Raw genomic sequence first — 13897 nt, forward strand, 5'->3', positions numbered from 1 at the left:
TTCTATTCTAATGAACTGCAAATTTCAATATAATTCCCATCTGGATCGGCAATGTATGCAATTGTTTGTCCCCACGGTTTCACAATTGGTTCAACTAAGATTTTAATACCTTGCTCTCTAAATTGTTCGATTGTTTCTTGTACATGATCAACAACGAATCCCAATTCAAAATGAGAAGATTGTAACTCACCTTCTGTAAGTGGTAGTCCTGTTAATTCTTTCACATCTTGCCTTGTGTTCAGCGCTAAAATTGTAGAACCAGTATTAAATTCAATATATGTACCATGCTCTGCTTTTATAGGTAACTGTAAAATATCTTTATAAAATCTTAAACATTCTTCAAACTTTTCTACATATAAAATGATGTACTTCATTTTTAAATTCATTTTACATCCTCCTTTATATCCATCCCTAAAATTTCGACAAATGTCTCATAAAAACCTTGTTCCTTATAGCAACGAGCACAAAAAAATGAGGCCGATTTCTCGGCCCCCCAGCTTATTGGCATAAAACAGGAGATTTGGTTTGGACATAACCAGTTCGTACCTTTATTATATTTTATTTTTTCTGAATTTTGAATACTTTAAATACCCATTTATATTGAGAAAGTTTTTTTGCTTGCATAAAATTAAAGAGTTTAAGAAATGCTACAAATGGAGGTGTATACATATGGAACCAATGCTATGTCCAAGCTGTAAAACGAACCGTACTCGCTTTAATATTCTTGAGCAACAAGTAAAACCAGTCAAATTAAATCCACAAACTGGTCAAGTAGAAGAAGAATACACAAATGAAACGATGAATGCTTTTCATATGTCCTATCAAGGACCAACATACAGAGTCCAATGCGCTGTATGCGGACTTGTTGAAAATCCAGAACAATTTATTAAACCTGCACAAAATCAATCTTTCTAATAATGTCTTTACTATCCCTTGTAGAAATAGATTTCTCTATAAGGGATTTTCCTTTTAATACGGTAATTAAAAACGTATCTCTTCCTTATTATATATTAAACTTCACATTCTTTTGTTAATGTTCATAAAAGGGTAATTAATCAAACAATTTTAACATATAGGATTTTATTAATATTTTTAACTGGTGGTTATTATTGAGAATCATTTCTTGTTCATTTATGATTTTTTTAGTTTAATACCTTTGTTTGTTAACTGGTATTTCTACACCGTAATTATATAGTTTTTATTATGTAAAAAAGAGTGAATAAATTACATTTATATAGAGACAAAAGAAGTTGATTCCGATTTCCCCTCTCATCAACTTCTTTTACACTCTACTCTTTATTATAATATTTCACTTTTTAATTTCTTGATTTTCCAAGTGAGTCTTATAAAGAAGTACATCCACATACAACCTGAAAGACCTGTTATAACTTTCGCCCAAATTGGCACTCTTGATTCCATCGGGCTTATAAATTGATTATACATTGATGGTAATATAGCTGCTAACATAATAACAAAGAATACTAATAACTCATTTAGTTTTTGTATCCTCGTCTCCTTTTCTGAGTAAATATCAGGCAATTCATTTACCTCTTCTACTTCTTTACAAAAATAATTCCATCTTGCGAAACTTGTTACGCGTTTCCAACCTGACATTTCGTATATTTCGAAATACTCTTGTTGTTGTTCTTTCGAATCTCTATAAACCAATCTAAAATCAGCTTTGTATATTACATCTTTTGGCTCCGTTTTCTGAAACGTATACATTAAATTATATTTTTGTAATGCCCAACCTTGCTGATGCATCTTTCGTAAAAAAGCTTCTTCTTTTTCTAAATTCCATGCTGTAAAAAATTTGAATACCCTTTTCGTCTCCACCTTCTAATCACTCCCCTAATATACTATTTCCATTTCTTACCGATCTCTGCAACCTGTTATGCTCTAGCTCTAATACTTCTCTACCAAGTGGCGTTAACTCATAACACTTCTTTCTATCTGTAAAGGCGACTTCAACTATTAACTTCTCTTTTAGTAACTTCGTCGTATTCCCGTACAAAGTCCCAGGACCGAGTTTTACTTCTCCATTTGTCATCGCTTCTACCATTTGCATAATTCCGTAACCGTGCATTGGCTTCACTAATGACAACAATATGTAATATGTCGCTTCAGTTAACGGAATATATTTTTGCGCTTTCACATTCATTATAACTACCTCCGATACATCGCCTTCAGATATATCAACTTACGATACATCGTATACCGATATTATATATTCACATTCCAAAATATGCAAGATTATAATTTAATAACCTAATATTTATTTCTTAGAATTAAAAAATCATATAAATTTTCTGAAAAATTTGTTAAAATATAGAAATATCCGTTTATATTTTGAAAGGAATGATACATATGATAAATAAATTGAAAGAAAACATAGGGTTAGTTTTTGTCGGTAAAGAAAATGTTATTGATCTATTACTCGTTTCATTGCTTGCTGATGGTCATGTGCTGCTTGAGGATGTGCCTGGTACAGGGAAAACGTTACTGGCGAAAACCATTTCAAAAAGTATTGGTGGTAATTTTTCTCGTGTCCAATTTACACCGGATGTACTTCCAAGTGATGTAACAGGTATTGAATATTTCAATCCGAAAACGAGTGAATTCGAGTTAAGACTTGGGCCAGTTATGACTAATATTTTGCTTGCGGATGAAATTAACCGTGCTATGCCTAGAACACAGTCTAGTTTATTAGAATCGATGGAAGAACGACAAGTAACGCTTGAAAAGCAATCTACTCCTCTTCCGAAACCGTTCTTTGTTATTGCGACGCAAAATCCAATTGAATCACAAGGAACTTTTCCTCTTCCAGATGCACAGCTTGATCGCTTTTTAATGACGATTTCAATTGGTTATCCGTCTCCAGAGGATGAACTACAAATGATGCGACGTTTTCGTAGCGATGTACCACTAGAACGTGTCACATCTGTTATTTCTTTAGATGATATTTTAGAAGCACAGAAACGAGTAAAAGAAATTTTTGTATCAGAACCGTTAGAACATTACATCATTAAACTTGCTCACGCTACAAGAAATCATGATTACATCGCTAATGGTGTAAGCCCGCGTGCCACACTCGCTTTAGTGCGTGCAGTTCAAGCATTAGCCTTTTTACGCGGGAGAGAGTATTGCACTCCTGAAGATATACAATTTTTAGTTCCTTCTGTTTGGAATCACCGTATCGTCTTATCAATGGAAGGCGCATTACGTACGACAAAAAATGAAATTATGCAAAGGATTTTAAAAGAAGTTGACGTACCAGTGGAGATTGAGCAAACATGAATGGACAGCGTGTTGTAACTGTACCTTTATTTTTCCAACTTCATATTATTCAATTAACTGTGCCCGGCGCTATATTATTTACGTTTTTTATGCCACAACGAATCATTATGTTTTTCTTTTTCTTCTACTATTTATTTGCGATTTTTATTTATAAATATGTCGCTTACATAGAGAAAAAGTTTCAAGTGATAAACGAGAAACAAACAACTCGGTTATTCCCTAATGAATCTGGACAGTTTTTCATTCATTTAAAAAATGGAGCAAATATACCACTCGTTAACGGTGTTTGTTATTTTCATTTAGATCCGTCACTACTACCACAAAAAGGTCAAGGAATTGAACAAATATCAAAAACACTATTCTCTTTCCCGTTTTCACAACCTGCTCATTCGGCGCAAAAGTGGGATTTAACATTAACCGCAACGAAACGTGGTGTGTTTCAAATTGAACAGTTCGAATGTGTCTTGAAAGATCCTTTTCATCTTTTAACTGTACATTTGCCCATTTTTGATAAATTGAGGACTGAAATTATTGTGTACCCTTCTCCTAAAGAAGTAGCAGGTTTGCAAGAACTTCAGCAACTTTTAACCGGATCTTATCGAACGAATTTTTCTTTTTACAATGATGAAACATCTATTATCGGTGTTAAACGTTATGAACGTGAGTCTTTCCGTTCTATTCATTGGAAAGCATCTGCTAAAATGCAATCATTACAGGCGAAGCAATATGAACCTGTAAAAAATTATAGTTGGACGATTTGTCTTTCATTAGCTGCTGATCGCGGGTTTGGTTGGAAAGATAATATAGAAGACCTTATTTCATTTGCAACATACATTTGTCAATACGCAACGAAGCATCAAATACCGTTTGAACTATTTATTAGTGTATTAGCTGAAGGTGGTCCTCTGCACTTACCATTAAACGAAGGGCAAACACATTACGGAATATCTTTAGAGGAATTAGCGCGTATTTCAGATGATAGTACGTTACTTCCGAAACAAGGATTTCTTCATTATGTAACGAGAAAAAGAGAACGATCGTCTACAATGATATATATTGGTTTACAGAGAAATGAACTCCCTCTTCTCTCTCAGCCTACGTTTCTCATTAATAACGAAGGGATGGTGGAAAAGCTTGAAAACTTGGCTTTATCACGTTAATGACTTTATTCTGCTGCTCCTCCTTTCGTTATTAACAGAAAGGGATGAACTAGTTGCTATTGCTATATTTTTAGCAATAGGCTATATTGGAGTATTTCTTATCCATAAACTAATGAAGAAAAAAGCAACAGGTTTTGTCATACTGTTAATTACTCAAATAATCGGTTGTTCTCTCTTTCTCTCTTTCTCTCTATTTGGCACAATAATGTTACCGCTTTTCTTCTTTATCGTACATGTAATCGGACCAGGATATCCAGTTCAAAAATCATTAGGCAGTATTGTTTGGTTTAGTATTTCAGCCGTATTTTATGCGCCCTTTCCACCTTTGTGGAAACTGTTACTGTTAGTTATACACATAATGATTACATTTTGGTTAACCGGGGCAAATCGTAATCAGCAGTTATTACGTTTCGCTTCTCTTATTACGATTGGAATAATTAGTGCTCTCCTCATTCCTATTTTTCCATACATTCGGCTTCTTTTTTCTTATGCCGTACAAGTAGTTGCTTTAGGATTTGGATACGCCATTAATCCGTTATTTTCGGCAGCTGAATCAAAAGAAACAGACGATTTTTGGTCGAATAAAGGAAATTTAAAAGATCCTCAAATTAAGGATGAATTTGGACATCGTTCTTTTGATCCAACCCTTATAAATAGTATTACAATATTAGTTTGTACAGTCATCGCTATTTACGTCGTTTGGAAAATAATAAAAAAACGAAAACAATTAAGTTTACCAAATATCCCTGCCTTCGAATCTACTATTATCACTGATAAAGAAGGAATGAGTTTAAAACATTTTAAACGAAACAAACCGCCACATAATGAAATTCGAAAAGAAATTTTTAAACTGGAGAGTAAATTAACTCCTCCTTTAAATAGAAAACGAGGAGAAACTGTTGAAGCATGGTTAGAAAGAATAAATAGTGAAGAAGATGTAAATATTCAGAGTCATATTATTGTAAATGCTTATAATACAGTGCGTTATTCAAATGAGGAAAACACCGTACTTTTGCATGAATTTAAGGAAGAGATTCATAAGCTTTATTTGTATCAGAAGAATTTGAAGAAAAGAAAGAAATAACACAACAAAAAGACTCCTATTTTCATAGGAGTCTTTTATACTTCTACGTTACTTTTTAAATTGAAGCATTTTTCCCTGCTTCAATTTCTAATGACTCTTCATGCCACCAAAGTGTTTCTTCAGGGTCTTCTTTTGCAATCTGGTGTGCTTCTTTTTTCGATTCTACTGTAGGATATGAACCTTTTAGTGCACGTCCTGAAGTTGTAACGAATAATACACTAAATACGACTAATCCAATAATACTTACACCTGCTAAATAAAATGCCGGTGCAAGCGGGTTACCGGTTGCATGAACTAAGTATGAACATACGAGCGGTGTTGTTCCACCGAATATCGATACAGAAATATTAAATGAGATCGAAAGCGCTCGATAACGTACATCGGTGAAAAATAGTGATGGTAATAATGAAGGTAGCGTTCCTTCATATACGCTTAGGAAGAATCCTAATACGAAAATACCTGCAAATATAGCTGCAATATGTCCGTTACCTATTAGTAAAAATGCTGGAATTGCAAATACTGTTAAACCAAGTAAACCAATTTGCACGACACGTTTATTACCAATTTTATCACTTAATTTACCGAAATAAAGGGCCAGTGGAATCATAAGTGCCATCGTAATAGAAATAATTAATAAGCCAGTTGTTTCTTTGACTTTAAGTACTTGAGTTAGATAAGAAGGAATATACGAAAGAATCATATAATTCGTAATATTAAAGAAGGCGACAATTACTGTGCTTAATAAGAAGTCTTTTTTGTGATATTTTAATATATCCATAAATGAAAATTGTTCGTTGTCTTCAGATTCCTCTTGTGCTTTTTCCATCTCTTCAAAGATGGGAGATTCATCTAAATGACGGCGTAAATATAAACCGACCAAACCAATTGGTGCAGCTATTAAGAAAGGAATACGCCAGCCCCAGCTGAGCATTTGCTCATCTGTTAACAATAACGTCAAAATGGTAACAATTACCGATGCAGCAATGTAACCTGAGAGTGTTCCAATTTCAAGACCACTACCGAGTATACCACGCTTTTTATCTGGAGAAGATTCTGCGATATAAACCATTGCTCCTGAATATTCGCCGCCTGTAGAGAAGCCTTGAATCATTCGGGCAACTAAAAGTAGTATTGGTGCCCATACACCAATTTGTTCATATGTTGGTAGTAATGCGATGAATAATGTAGAAAGTGCCATTAAAATAATAGTAGTACTTAACACGATTTTTCGGCCGTACTTATCTCCTATTCTACCAAAGAATACACCTCCGATTGGTCGAACGAGAAAGGCCACTGCAAAAGTAGCAAATGTAAGTACAAGTTGCAATCCACTATTATCAACACCTGAGAAGAATAATTGACTTAAGATAACCGCTAAATACGCGTATAATCCGAAGTCAAACCACTCCATTGCATTCCCTATACCAGTAGCAACTACTGCTTTCCTGGCTTGTTTAGGATTGACAATATTAACGTCTTGAGGTTCAAAATTTAAATCATTATTTTGTTGCATATAATAAAACAGCTCCTTTTTTAATTTAACTTCTTTAAGCGCACCTTCTCTTATTGAATAAAATTAATTCGAAGCACTTAAGGAAAAGCAACATCTCCTTGTCTGTTATTATTATTTCACATAATTAAATATTTGTCCAATTAAATGCTCTTTTTGTATAAATTTACACCCTATTTAACTTTTTATAAAATGCAGTTTAAGCTATATAATATATACCTTTACACTACAAATGAACCTTTCATTTATTTATATTTATAACGCTTCTATAATTGCTTCCTCTAACTTAGAAACCAGTAACTTTTGCTAAAGATTTGCATATATTTAAAAAGTGAACTCATTAGCTCGAATTCTGTTTTATTACATTCAACTATAATATTATTATAGTTTTAAAGGAGGCTATTTTATGTTGGAAATAATACTTTCACTTACTACTGTTTCTTTTCTCTTAATTATTTCTGGATTTTTCATTACCTTAAAACAATATAAAGAAATTAAAAATATAAAGACTATATTAACTACAAAAAAAGAAAATGAGAAAACTCCATCCGAAAACTCCATCCCTCTGCAATTAGACCTTAGCGTTCTCAATAATTTACTCGCTTCAGGAATAAATAAAGGTTCTAATACAAGTAATGAAAATTGTGAGTCTGATAAAACTAAATGATTGTTATGCTTATAACAAAAAGAAAATGTATCTCCTCTTTTATCTAATCTTATTAACAACTACCTCTGATTAAAAAGGAGACTGCTTATGTGTAAAAATCCAATTTCTATTATTATCCCCATACAACATAAAATAAAAAATTTACCTGAAATTTTGAAAGCATGTGAACAACTACAGCCTTTAGAAATTATCCTTACTATTGACGGATATATCCAGGATTCAATTGAGAATGCAGATTCCTACAATTGTGAAATTATTACACTAGAAGAACCGATAGAACCTACTAATTGTTATGTAATTGGCGCCAAAAAAGCAAAGGGAGAGTATCTCTTATTTTTAGATGAAAATTACATGGTTCCCCCCTCCTTACTCATACAATTTCTTCAACCATTACTAAATGGATCTGCTGACGTCGTATTAAATAATTTAGATGATTTTTTTCATCAAAAACAACAGCCCAATTTAGCAATGATTTGGCAGCAAGTAACGAATCATTTTTTTCATTGCCCAGATTTAAATATTAACTCCTTATTATTTCCTCCCTATGCAATGACAAAAAAAGTACTTGAAGTAATTACTCCCGATAATTTATCAAATCCAATATTGGCACAAATGAAAATTATTGAACATAAATTTCCGATTTGCGATCAATTAAAGATTTCTATCCCTCAAGTTCCCTCTTTTCCTTCAACTCAACTCATTCATTATCATCTTGCAGCCATTGCAAATTGGATCAATCTAGTGCGAGATCAAAGAGGAAACTATACCGATTGTAATCGAAAGCGTGATATTATTTTAGGGCTTCAAAACGGTGAACCAAAATACATCCCAAAAATAATTACAGGTAAAGAGTTTTATTCAAATACTTATGGAGATAAGCAATTATCAGTTATTATCCCTGTTCAAAATGAAGAAAAAACGATAGAATCTGTCATTTTTGAGGTACAGAAATTAAAACCTTTTGAAATTATCGTTATTGTTAATGGATCAACAGATAAAACAGAGGAATTGGCGAAGGGTTGCGGTGCAACAGTTATAAGTTACGAAGAAGCACTTGGAAATGATACGGGACGTGCTGTCGGTGCCTTTTTTGCAAAAGGTGAAATACTATTATTTATAGATGGAGATTTCTTAATTTCTAGTTATGATTTATTACCATTTGTACAATCTATCCAAAATGGCACGGACTTAGCTTTAAATAAACTAGAGTACTACTATATGTATCGTCTACCGTATTCTATCATCACCGCATGTAAATATGCTATCAACTTAGCATGTAATCGGAAAGATTTAGGTATGGGATCCACAATTGCTGTCCCTCATGCTTTTAGTCGAAAATGCATTCATACAATTGGGTTTGATTCACTTCTTTCACCAACCTTAAGTCAAGTTAAAACAATTTTAGCAGGCTTTCATGTACAAAATGTCCATTCTGTCGACGTTGATAAATTGAATCGTGTTCGACCTGAAAAACACTTCTCTGAGGAAAGTTCCCTTTCATTAGCAACACAACAAATCATTGGCGATCATTTAGAAGCAATTTCTTACCTCATCGAACAAAAAAGAGGTAAAGAGTGCTTTTAATTATACATCCTACCTACTAAATAATATATTATCTCATTTTTAATATATGACAGAATAAAAAAGATGGGTTGTAACCATCTTTTCTATTTTTACATTAGATCAAAAGAAAAGTAGCAGGCAGGCTTTTCATTTCTGTATCTTTCTTAAGAAGTTTGAAAAGAGAGGCTTGTTAATGAAGATTCAACACTTAAATCATCTTTTAGTGCAATTGAGAAACATGCAACTAATGGTAAAGTAATAACAATTGATCCACTAGGACTAATTACAATTGTAGGACTTGTCCCACATGTGCCCCCACAATCCACTTCTGCATCAATTCCACTACCAGGGGTAATTGTAATTTTAAGACACACATCTAAACAAACATTATTCGTAGTACATGCCATAACTCTCCCTCCTTTCTCTTAACAATATATGCAGTTTATCGAATTTAGACACGACTCTCCTACTAATTTTTATAAATTAGCTACTATTTTCTTATCAGTTTTATATATATTTAATTTATTATTAAACTAGATAAATTAATTAATAAATAAATTCAGATCATCTTTTACTGAAATAGAAATACATGCGGTAAATGGTATTACATTAAAATCAGATGAAAATTCATAATTACACCTTAGAGATATTTCTGCCCCAACATTTAGATAGACCTTAATTTCTAAATACATATTAAAACACCTTTTATTGATGTAAGAAAAGGTATTCCCTCCTTACTTGCATCTGATATTAAGTTATATAGAACTTATCGTTACTTCTTTATTTATTTTTTACTTGATATACTTAAAATAAGTTAAAAAAAAAAGTAAAAACCTCTTCATGTATTGAAGTGAACCCGAATAGTGGTACATGAAAAAAACACCTCCTGAATTCGCATACTAAGTATGCAAATTCAATGGAGGTGTTTTTTCGTATGACGACAAGAGTTCATTACCCAGAAGAAACAAAGTGGAAAGTAATTGAAATGAAGAAAGATGGTTATTCAAATCGTACAATTATGGAGAAACTCGGAATTAAAAATGTTTCCCAAATTAAGACATGGATGAAATGGTATCGTACAGATCAAACGTATCGTTTTCAACAACCTATAGGAAAACAATATTCTTATGGAAAAGGACCAAAAGAGCTCAGTGAATTAGAACAACTACGTTTAGAAAATAAGCATCTAAAAACAAAATTACTTGTATGGGGAAAGTATCTGGAAATCGAAAGGGGCTGAAACCAGAAACTGTAGTTACTTTATGGAAAAATGTAAAAACAAAAATAACGATAAAAGAATTGTGTAACGTATTAGAATTACCCCGTTCCACATTTTATCGCTGGTTACAACGAACGGAAGATCGGAAAGATGATATAGAAGAGAAAGTAAAGGACGTCTGTCTTAGGCATAAATTTCGGTATGGATATCGAAGAGTGACGGCTACTCTTCAAAAAATGGGACTGTGTGTTAATCATAAAAAAGTATTACGAATCATGAGACAAAATCACATTCTTTCAAAAGTACGTCGAAAGAAAAAGAAATATATCAATGGTGCGGAACCAATGGTAGCCCCTCATCGATTGGAGCGTGAATTCGATGCATCCAGACCAAATGACAAGTGGTTTACAGATGTGACGTATCTCTTATTTGGAGAGCGTACCTTGTATTTATCAACGATCATGGATGCCTTTAATCGTGAAATTATTAGTTGTGTCATCAGCGAATCACAAACACTGGCATTAGCGATGAAGACATTGAAACAAGCAATGAGAGGGCGAAGAGTAAAAGATGTCCTTCTTCACTCGGATCAAGGAAGTATTTATACAGCAAAAGAATTTCAAGCGTATGCCAAAGAAAACGGCATTATCACCAGCATGTCCCGGAGAGGAAATTGCCATGATAATGCCGTCATGGAAAGCTTCTTTGGTCATTTGAAAAGTGAAGCTTTCTATTCACAAGAGATAACAAAAGTATCCAACACAACTGTGCGAAAGATTGTGCTAGAATACATTCATTACTACAATTGTGTGCGAATTCAAGAAAAATTAAACCACCTATCCCCTAAAGAATTTAGGGAACAAGTGGTTTAGGTGTTTTGATTGGTGTCCCGTTTTCGGGGTTCACTTCATATTTTAAGAAGTTTTTACTTTTCGCTTACACCTGAACCAAAATGGTAACTTCTTTAAATTTTGTTTTCATTCCAATACTCAACTTATACTCTATCCGTTGCTATTCTACGCTTATTAGTAAAGTAGCTTCCAAATTAAAATAAATCTTTAAAATCCCTATTCTTTATTAAATAAGAAAGCCCTTCTACATGATCTCCAGTAATTCTCAATACAGCCGGTGGATGTCCTACTGTTGCAAAGTGCTCATTTGGACGAATACGATTTGGTTTCATTACATCTACAAAATGGACACATTCAACTTTATATCCTTCTAATATTGCCTTTACTTGCGCAACACACGCTGTATAAAGAGTATCCCAGCCAATTCCCTCTAAACATTTTCGACTAATAGCGTGGGGAACAGCAATTGTGGATCCCACACCTAAATCTTTACGGTTACAAGCAATATTCAACATATATTTATATAAATTTACAATATATAGGGGAAATCTAAGATTTAAATTTAAATCGTTTAAAGCTATATCAACACCATCCGTAACAGCCTGTGTTAACGGATGAAGATCTTTTGCTGGAATAGCAAAATCAGCATCAATAAAGAGAAGTATATCCCCTGCGGCTTCTTGTGCACCAATTGCCCGTCCTACATCATGCCCTAATGCTTCTTGATAAACAATTACGGTTGCCCCTAATTGCTTAGCAATTACTTCTGTCCGATCTGTTGACCCATTAATGACAACAATTATTTCTTTCGGTTCAACTTTTCTTGCCTCAAGAATAACTTCTTTAATCGTCGCTTCTTCATTTTGTGCTGGTATAATAATTGATAACTGTTTCCCATTATAAATTGATGAATTCAAACCCCATCCTTTATGAAAACTTGAATAATTCTTTTGTTTTTTTAGTTGCTCTATAATCTCTCTTTTTCTTCCTCCATCTGTATAGTTACCTCTATCATCTTTTCGTTGTAACCAACTTTCCAAAGTTTTTACATTCTCTTTAATCTCACATACTTCTAATTTAGTTAATTCATTTTTATAGAAAGAGGTTTTGTTTGCGGGTATATTATTCAAGGAGGTGTTAGTGATGGCTGACGAGGATTGTAGTCGCCACCCTTTCTCAATAAGAGTTACTTGGGACAGAATAGGGTTCTGCAAGATATCATATCCAATGTCTTCAATTGCTTTTTTAGTAATAGCATATGGCATAGATAACATCGAATCATATTTTAAATCCATACGCCCCAATACATCGTTTACTATTTTTCTATACACCATAGCAATGCTTGGCCATTCTACTCTCATCTTTTCAAAACATACAGAGTCTATGTTATTCAAGATTACATCCTGTTCCTTTTTTAGTAGTGGTTCTATAAATCGTTCTAATTCTACCGAAAAAATAACATCTTCTCCATTTAAAAATAAAATTACATCTCCATTAGCGATTTGCACCCCATAAACTGGTGCTTTCCATTTATTTTTTTCTTCAATAACAACAACGTTACTCTCAACAAATGTAGGTATGGATTGTATCGCACTCATTCTATCATCAGCTACAATGATAATTTCTAATGGTTTTATATGGTGCACTTTGTTTAAAATTTGATTCAATTTCGATTTTTCTTCTCCTAAAACTATAACGACTGACAGTGCCACTTCTTTTTGTTCTTTTTTTACAGTCTGATTAGGCTTTACTTTTTTTATATATTCAATTGTTTCACTCTTACCTACCGCTGCATGCCCTGCTTTTTTATCGAAATATAAGTCTATTACAATTTGATTTACTTCTGTATCTTTATCCAGTTGTTCTAATTCAGAAATGAATGGTATTAAATGATTTTGCACATCAAATTCACACGCAAAATTTTGCAAAAAATAAATATTCGGTACATATTTAATGTGATTAAAAAATTTCACAACATTAATTCTTTCGCCAAATTTCTCCTCAACTTCTTCTCTTGATAAACCTGGATAAGACAAATCGAAAACTAGATTTATTGGTACAGGTATCCATTTTAATAAATTTGTTTGAGGATTATTAATTAAAACTGTGGAGCCCTTAACGAATCCAGCTAAAATTAAAGACATAAACCCTCCCCCGGAACTGCCATAAAACAACACATTTTTCGAATCAATTTTTAACTTTGTAAATAATATTTCTAAAATATTTGCTATATCTTGTAAGTAAAATCTATCTAACTCCCCTTGTCCCCAACCTAAAGATAATTTTCCAAGATATAATGTAGGATCATTATAATATATAACAGTATCTTCAAACTCTTCCATCCAAGAATGTCTATGAAAAATAGGTGGACCAATTGGCTGTTCTTGAAATCCACCTGCTCCGGATCCAAAAACAATAGTGTTAGAAGCACCTGGCTTAATGCGAATTAAAAATTCATACGTTACTTTACCCCAATCAACCTTGAGTATAAATGGTTCTGTAGTTTGAAAATCCATTTGCCATAATTCTTCATATGAAATGTTAAT

At 33.0% G+C, this 13897-nt stretch carries 13 protein-coding genes; 7 read left to right on the forward strand and 6 right to left on the reverse strand.

Annotation, left to right across the window (positions count from 1 at the left end):
- Positions 1-2: 2 nt before the first annotated feature.
- On the reverse strand, positions 3-386 hold the full coding sequence (locus QCI41_RS04980) for a VOC family protein (protein ID WP_353838116.1): 384 nt from the start codon (positions 384-386) through the stop codon (positions 3-5).
- 283 nt (positions 387-669) lie between these two features.
- On the opposite strand from QCI41_RS04980, the gene QCI41_RS04985 reads away from it, so the two are divergent.
- Positions 670-915 (forward strand): DNA alkylation repair protein, encoded by a 246-nt coding sequence (locus QCI41_RS04985; protein WP_087984630.1) that lies wholly within the window; start codon positions 670-672, stop codon positions 913-915.
- A gap of 384 nt (positions 916-1299) precedes the next feature.
- Here the strand turns inward: QCI41_RS04985 and QCI41_RS04990 are convergent, their stop codons facing one another.
- Both QCI41_RS04990 and QCI41_RS04995 read right to left on the reverse strand, forming a co-directional pair.
- Positions 1300-1836 carry a DUF2812 domain-containing protein gene (locus QCI41_RS04990; protein WP_000448683.1) on the reverse strand — a complete coding sequence of 179 codons (537 nt, stop codon included), beginning with the start codon at positions 1834-1836 and terminating at the stop codon, positions 1300-1302.
- 7 nt (positions 1837-1843) lie between these two features.
- Entirely contained in the window at positions 1844-2161 is a 318-nt protein-coding gene (locus QCI41_RS04995) for a PadR family transcriptional regulator (protein WP_353838115.1), read from the reverse strand.
- Between the two features lie 206 nt (positions 2162-2367).
- Between QCI41_RS04995 and QCI41_RS05000 the strand changes: the two genes are divergently transcribed.
- Genes QCI41_RS05000 through QCI41_RS05010 form a run of 3 tightly spaced genes read left to right on the forward strand, consistent with a single transcriptional unit; the run spans position 2368 to position 5541 of the window.
- The gene (locus QCI41_RS05000; protein WP_353838114.1) at positions 2368-3297 is read left to right on the forward strand and encodes an AAA family ATPase; all 930 of its coding nucleotides are present in this window, start codon (positions 2368-2370) and stop codon (positions 3295-3297) included.
- A complete protein-coding gene (locus QCI41_RS05005) occupies positions 3294-4457 on the forward strand; it encodes a DUF58 domain-containing protein (RefSeq protein ID WP_353838113.1) in 1164 nt (387 codons plus the stop codon). Before QCI41_RS05000 ends, QCI41_RS05005 begins: the two co-directional genes overlap by 4 nt.
- The gene (locus QCI41_RS05010; RefSeq protein ID WP_353838112.1) at positions 4432-5541 is read left to right on the forward strand and encodes a DUF4018 domain-containing protein; all 1110 of its coding nucleotides are present in this window, start codon (positions 4432-4434) and stop codon (positions 5539-5541) included. Before QCI41_RS05005 ends, QCI41_RS05010 begins: the two co-directional genes overlap by 26 nt.
- A 55-nt stretch (positions 5542-5596) precedes the next feature.
- Here the strand turns inward: QCI41_RS05010 and QCI41_RS05015 are convergent, their stop codons facing one another.
- Entirely contained in the window at positions 5597-7054 is a 1458-nt protein-coding gene (locus QCI41_RS05015) for an MFS transporter (protein ID WP_001186936.1), read from the reverse strand.
- Positions 7055-7457: 403 nt separating this feature from the next.
- On the opposite strand from QCI41_RS05015, the gene QCI41_RS05020 reads away from it, so the two are divergent.
- Complete coding sequence (locus tag QCI41_RS05020) at positions 7458-7718, forward strand: hypothetical protein (protein ID WP_097916683.1); 261 nt, start codon at positions 7458-7460, stop codon at positions 7716-7718.
- Positions 7719-7805: 87 nt separating this feature from the next.
- Complete coding sequence (locus QCI41_RS05025; protein WP_353838111.1) at positions 7806-9302, forward strand: glycosyltransferase; 1497 nt, start codon at positions 7806-7808, stop codon at positions 9300-9302.
- A 143-nt stretch (positions 9303-9445) separates the two neighbouring features.
- Here the strand turns inward: QCI41_RS05025 and QCI41_RS05030 are convergent, their stop codons facing one another.
- Positions 9446-9688, reverse strand: a complete 243-nt coding sequence (locus QCI41_RS05030) for a hypothetical protein (RefSeq protein ID WP_000752473.1) — start codon at positions 9686-9688, stop codon at positions 9446-9448.
- 527 nt (positions 9689-10215) lie between these two features.
- On the opposite strand from QCI41_RS05030, the gene QCI41_RS05035 reads away from it, so the two are divergent.
- Positions 10216-11372 (forward strand): IS3 family transposase gene (locus tag QCI41_RS05035; RefSeq protein WP_353836606.1). Its coding sequence is split into 2 segments (ribosomal slippage): positions 10216-10468 and positions 10468-11372, totalling 1158 coding nucleotides; the frame shifts between segments, so codons are not numbered across the junction.
- 173 nt (positions 11373-11545) lie between these two features.
- Here QCI41_RS05035 and QCI41_RS05040 read toward each other — a convergent pair.
- The gene (locus QCI41_RS05040) at positions 11546-13867 is read right to left on the reverse strand and encodes a bifunctional glycosyltransferase/dipeptidyl aminopeptidase/acylaminoacyl peptidase (protein WP_353838870.1); all 2322 of its coding nucleotides are present in this window, start codon (positions 13865-13867) and stop codon (positions 11546-11548) included.
- Positions 13868-13897 lie beyond the last annotated feature (30 nt).

The sequence above is a fragment of the Bacillus cereus group sp. MG4 genome (assembly GCF_040460055.1).
Lineage (GTDB): Bacteria > Bacillota > Bacilli > Bacillales > Bacillaceae_G > Bacillus_A > Bacillus_A wiedmannii.

Coding starts and splice junctions, on each gene's coding strand:
- QCI41_RS04980 (WP_353838116.1), bottom strand. CDS start 386: ATGAATTTAAAAATGAAGTACATCATTTTATATGTAGAAAAGTTTGAA.
- QCI41_RS04985 (WP_087984630.1), top strand. CDS start 670: ATGGAACCAATGCTATGTCCAAGCTGTAAAACGAACCGTACTCGCTTT.
- QCI41_RS04995 (WP_353838115.1), bottom strand. CDS start 2,161: ATGAATGTGAAAGCGCAAAAATATATTCCGTTAACTGAAGCGACATAT.
- QCI41_RS05000 (WP_353838114.1), top strand. CDS start 2,368: ATGATAAATAAATTGAAAGAAAACATAGGGTTAGTTTTTGTCGGTAAA.
- QCI41_RS05005 (WP_353838113.1), top strand. CDS start 3,294: ATGAATGGACAGCGTGTTGTAACTGTACCTTTATTTTTCCAACTTCAT.
- QCI41_RS05015 (WP_001186936.1), bottom strand. CDS start 7,054: ATGCAACAAAATAATGATTTAAATTTTGAACCTCAAGACGTTAATATT.
- QCI41_RS05020 (WP_097916683.1), top strand. CDS start 7,458: ATGTTGGAAATAATACTTTCACTTACTACTGTTTCTTTTCTCTTAATT.
- QCI41_RS05025 (WP_353838111.1), top strand. CDS start 7,806: ATGTGTAAAAATCCAATTTCTATTATTATCCCCATACAACATAAAATA.
- QCI41_RS05030 (WP_000752473.1), bottom strand. CDS start 9,688: ATGGCATGTACTACGAATAATGTTTGTTTAGATGTGTGTCTTAAAATT.
- QCI41_RS05040 (WP_353838870.1), bottom strand. CDS start 13,867: ATGGATTTTCAAACTACAGAACCATTTATACTCAAGGTTGATTGGGGT.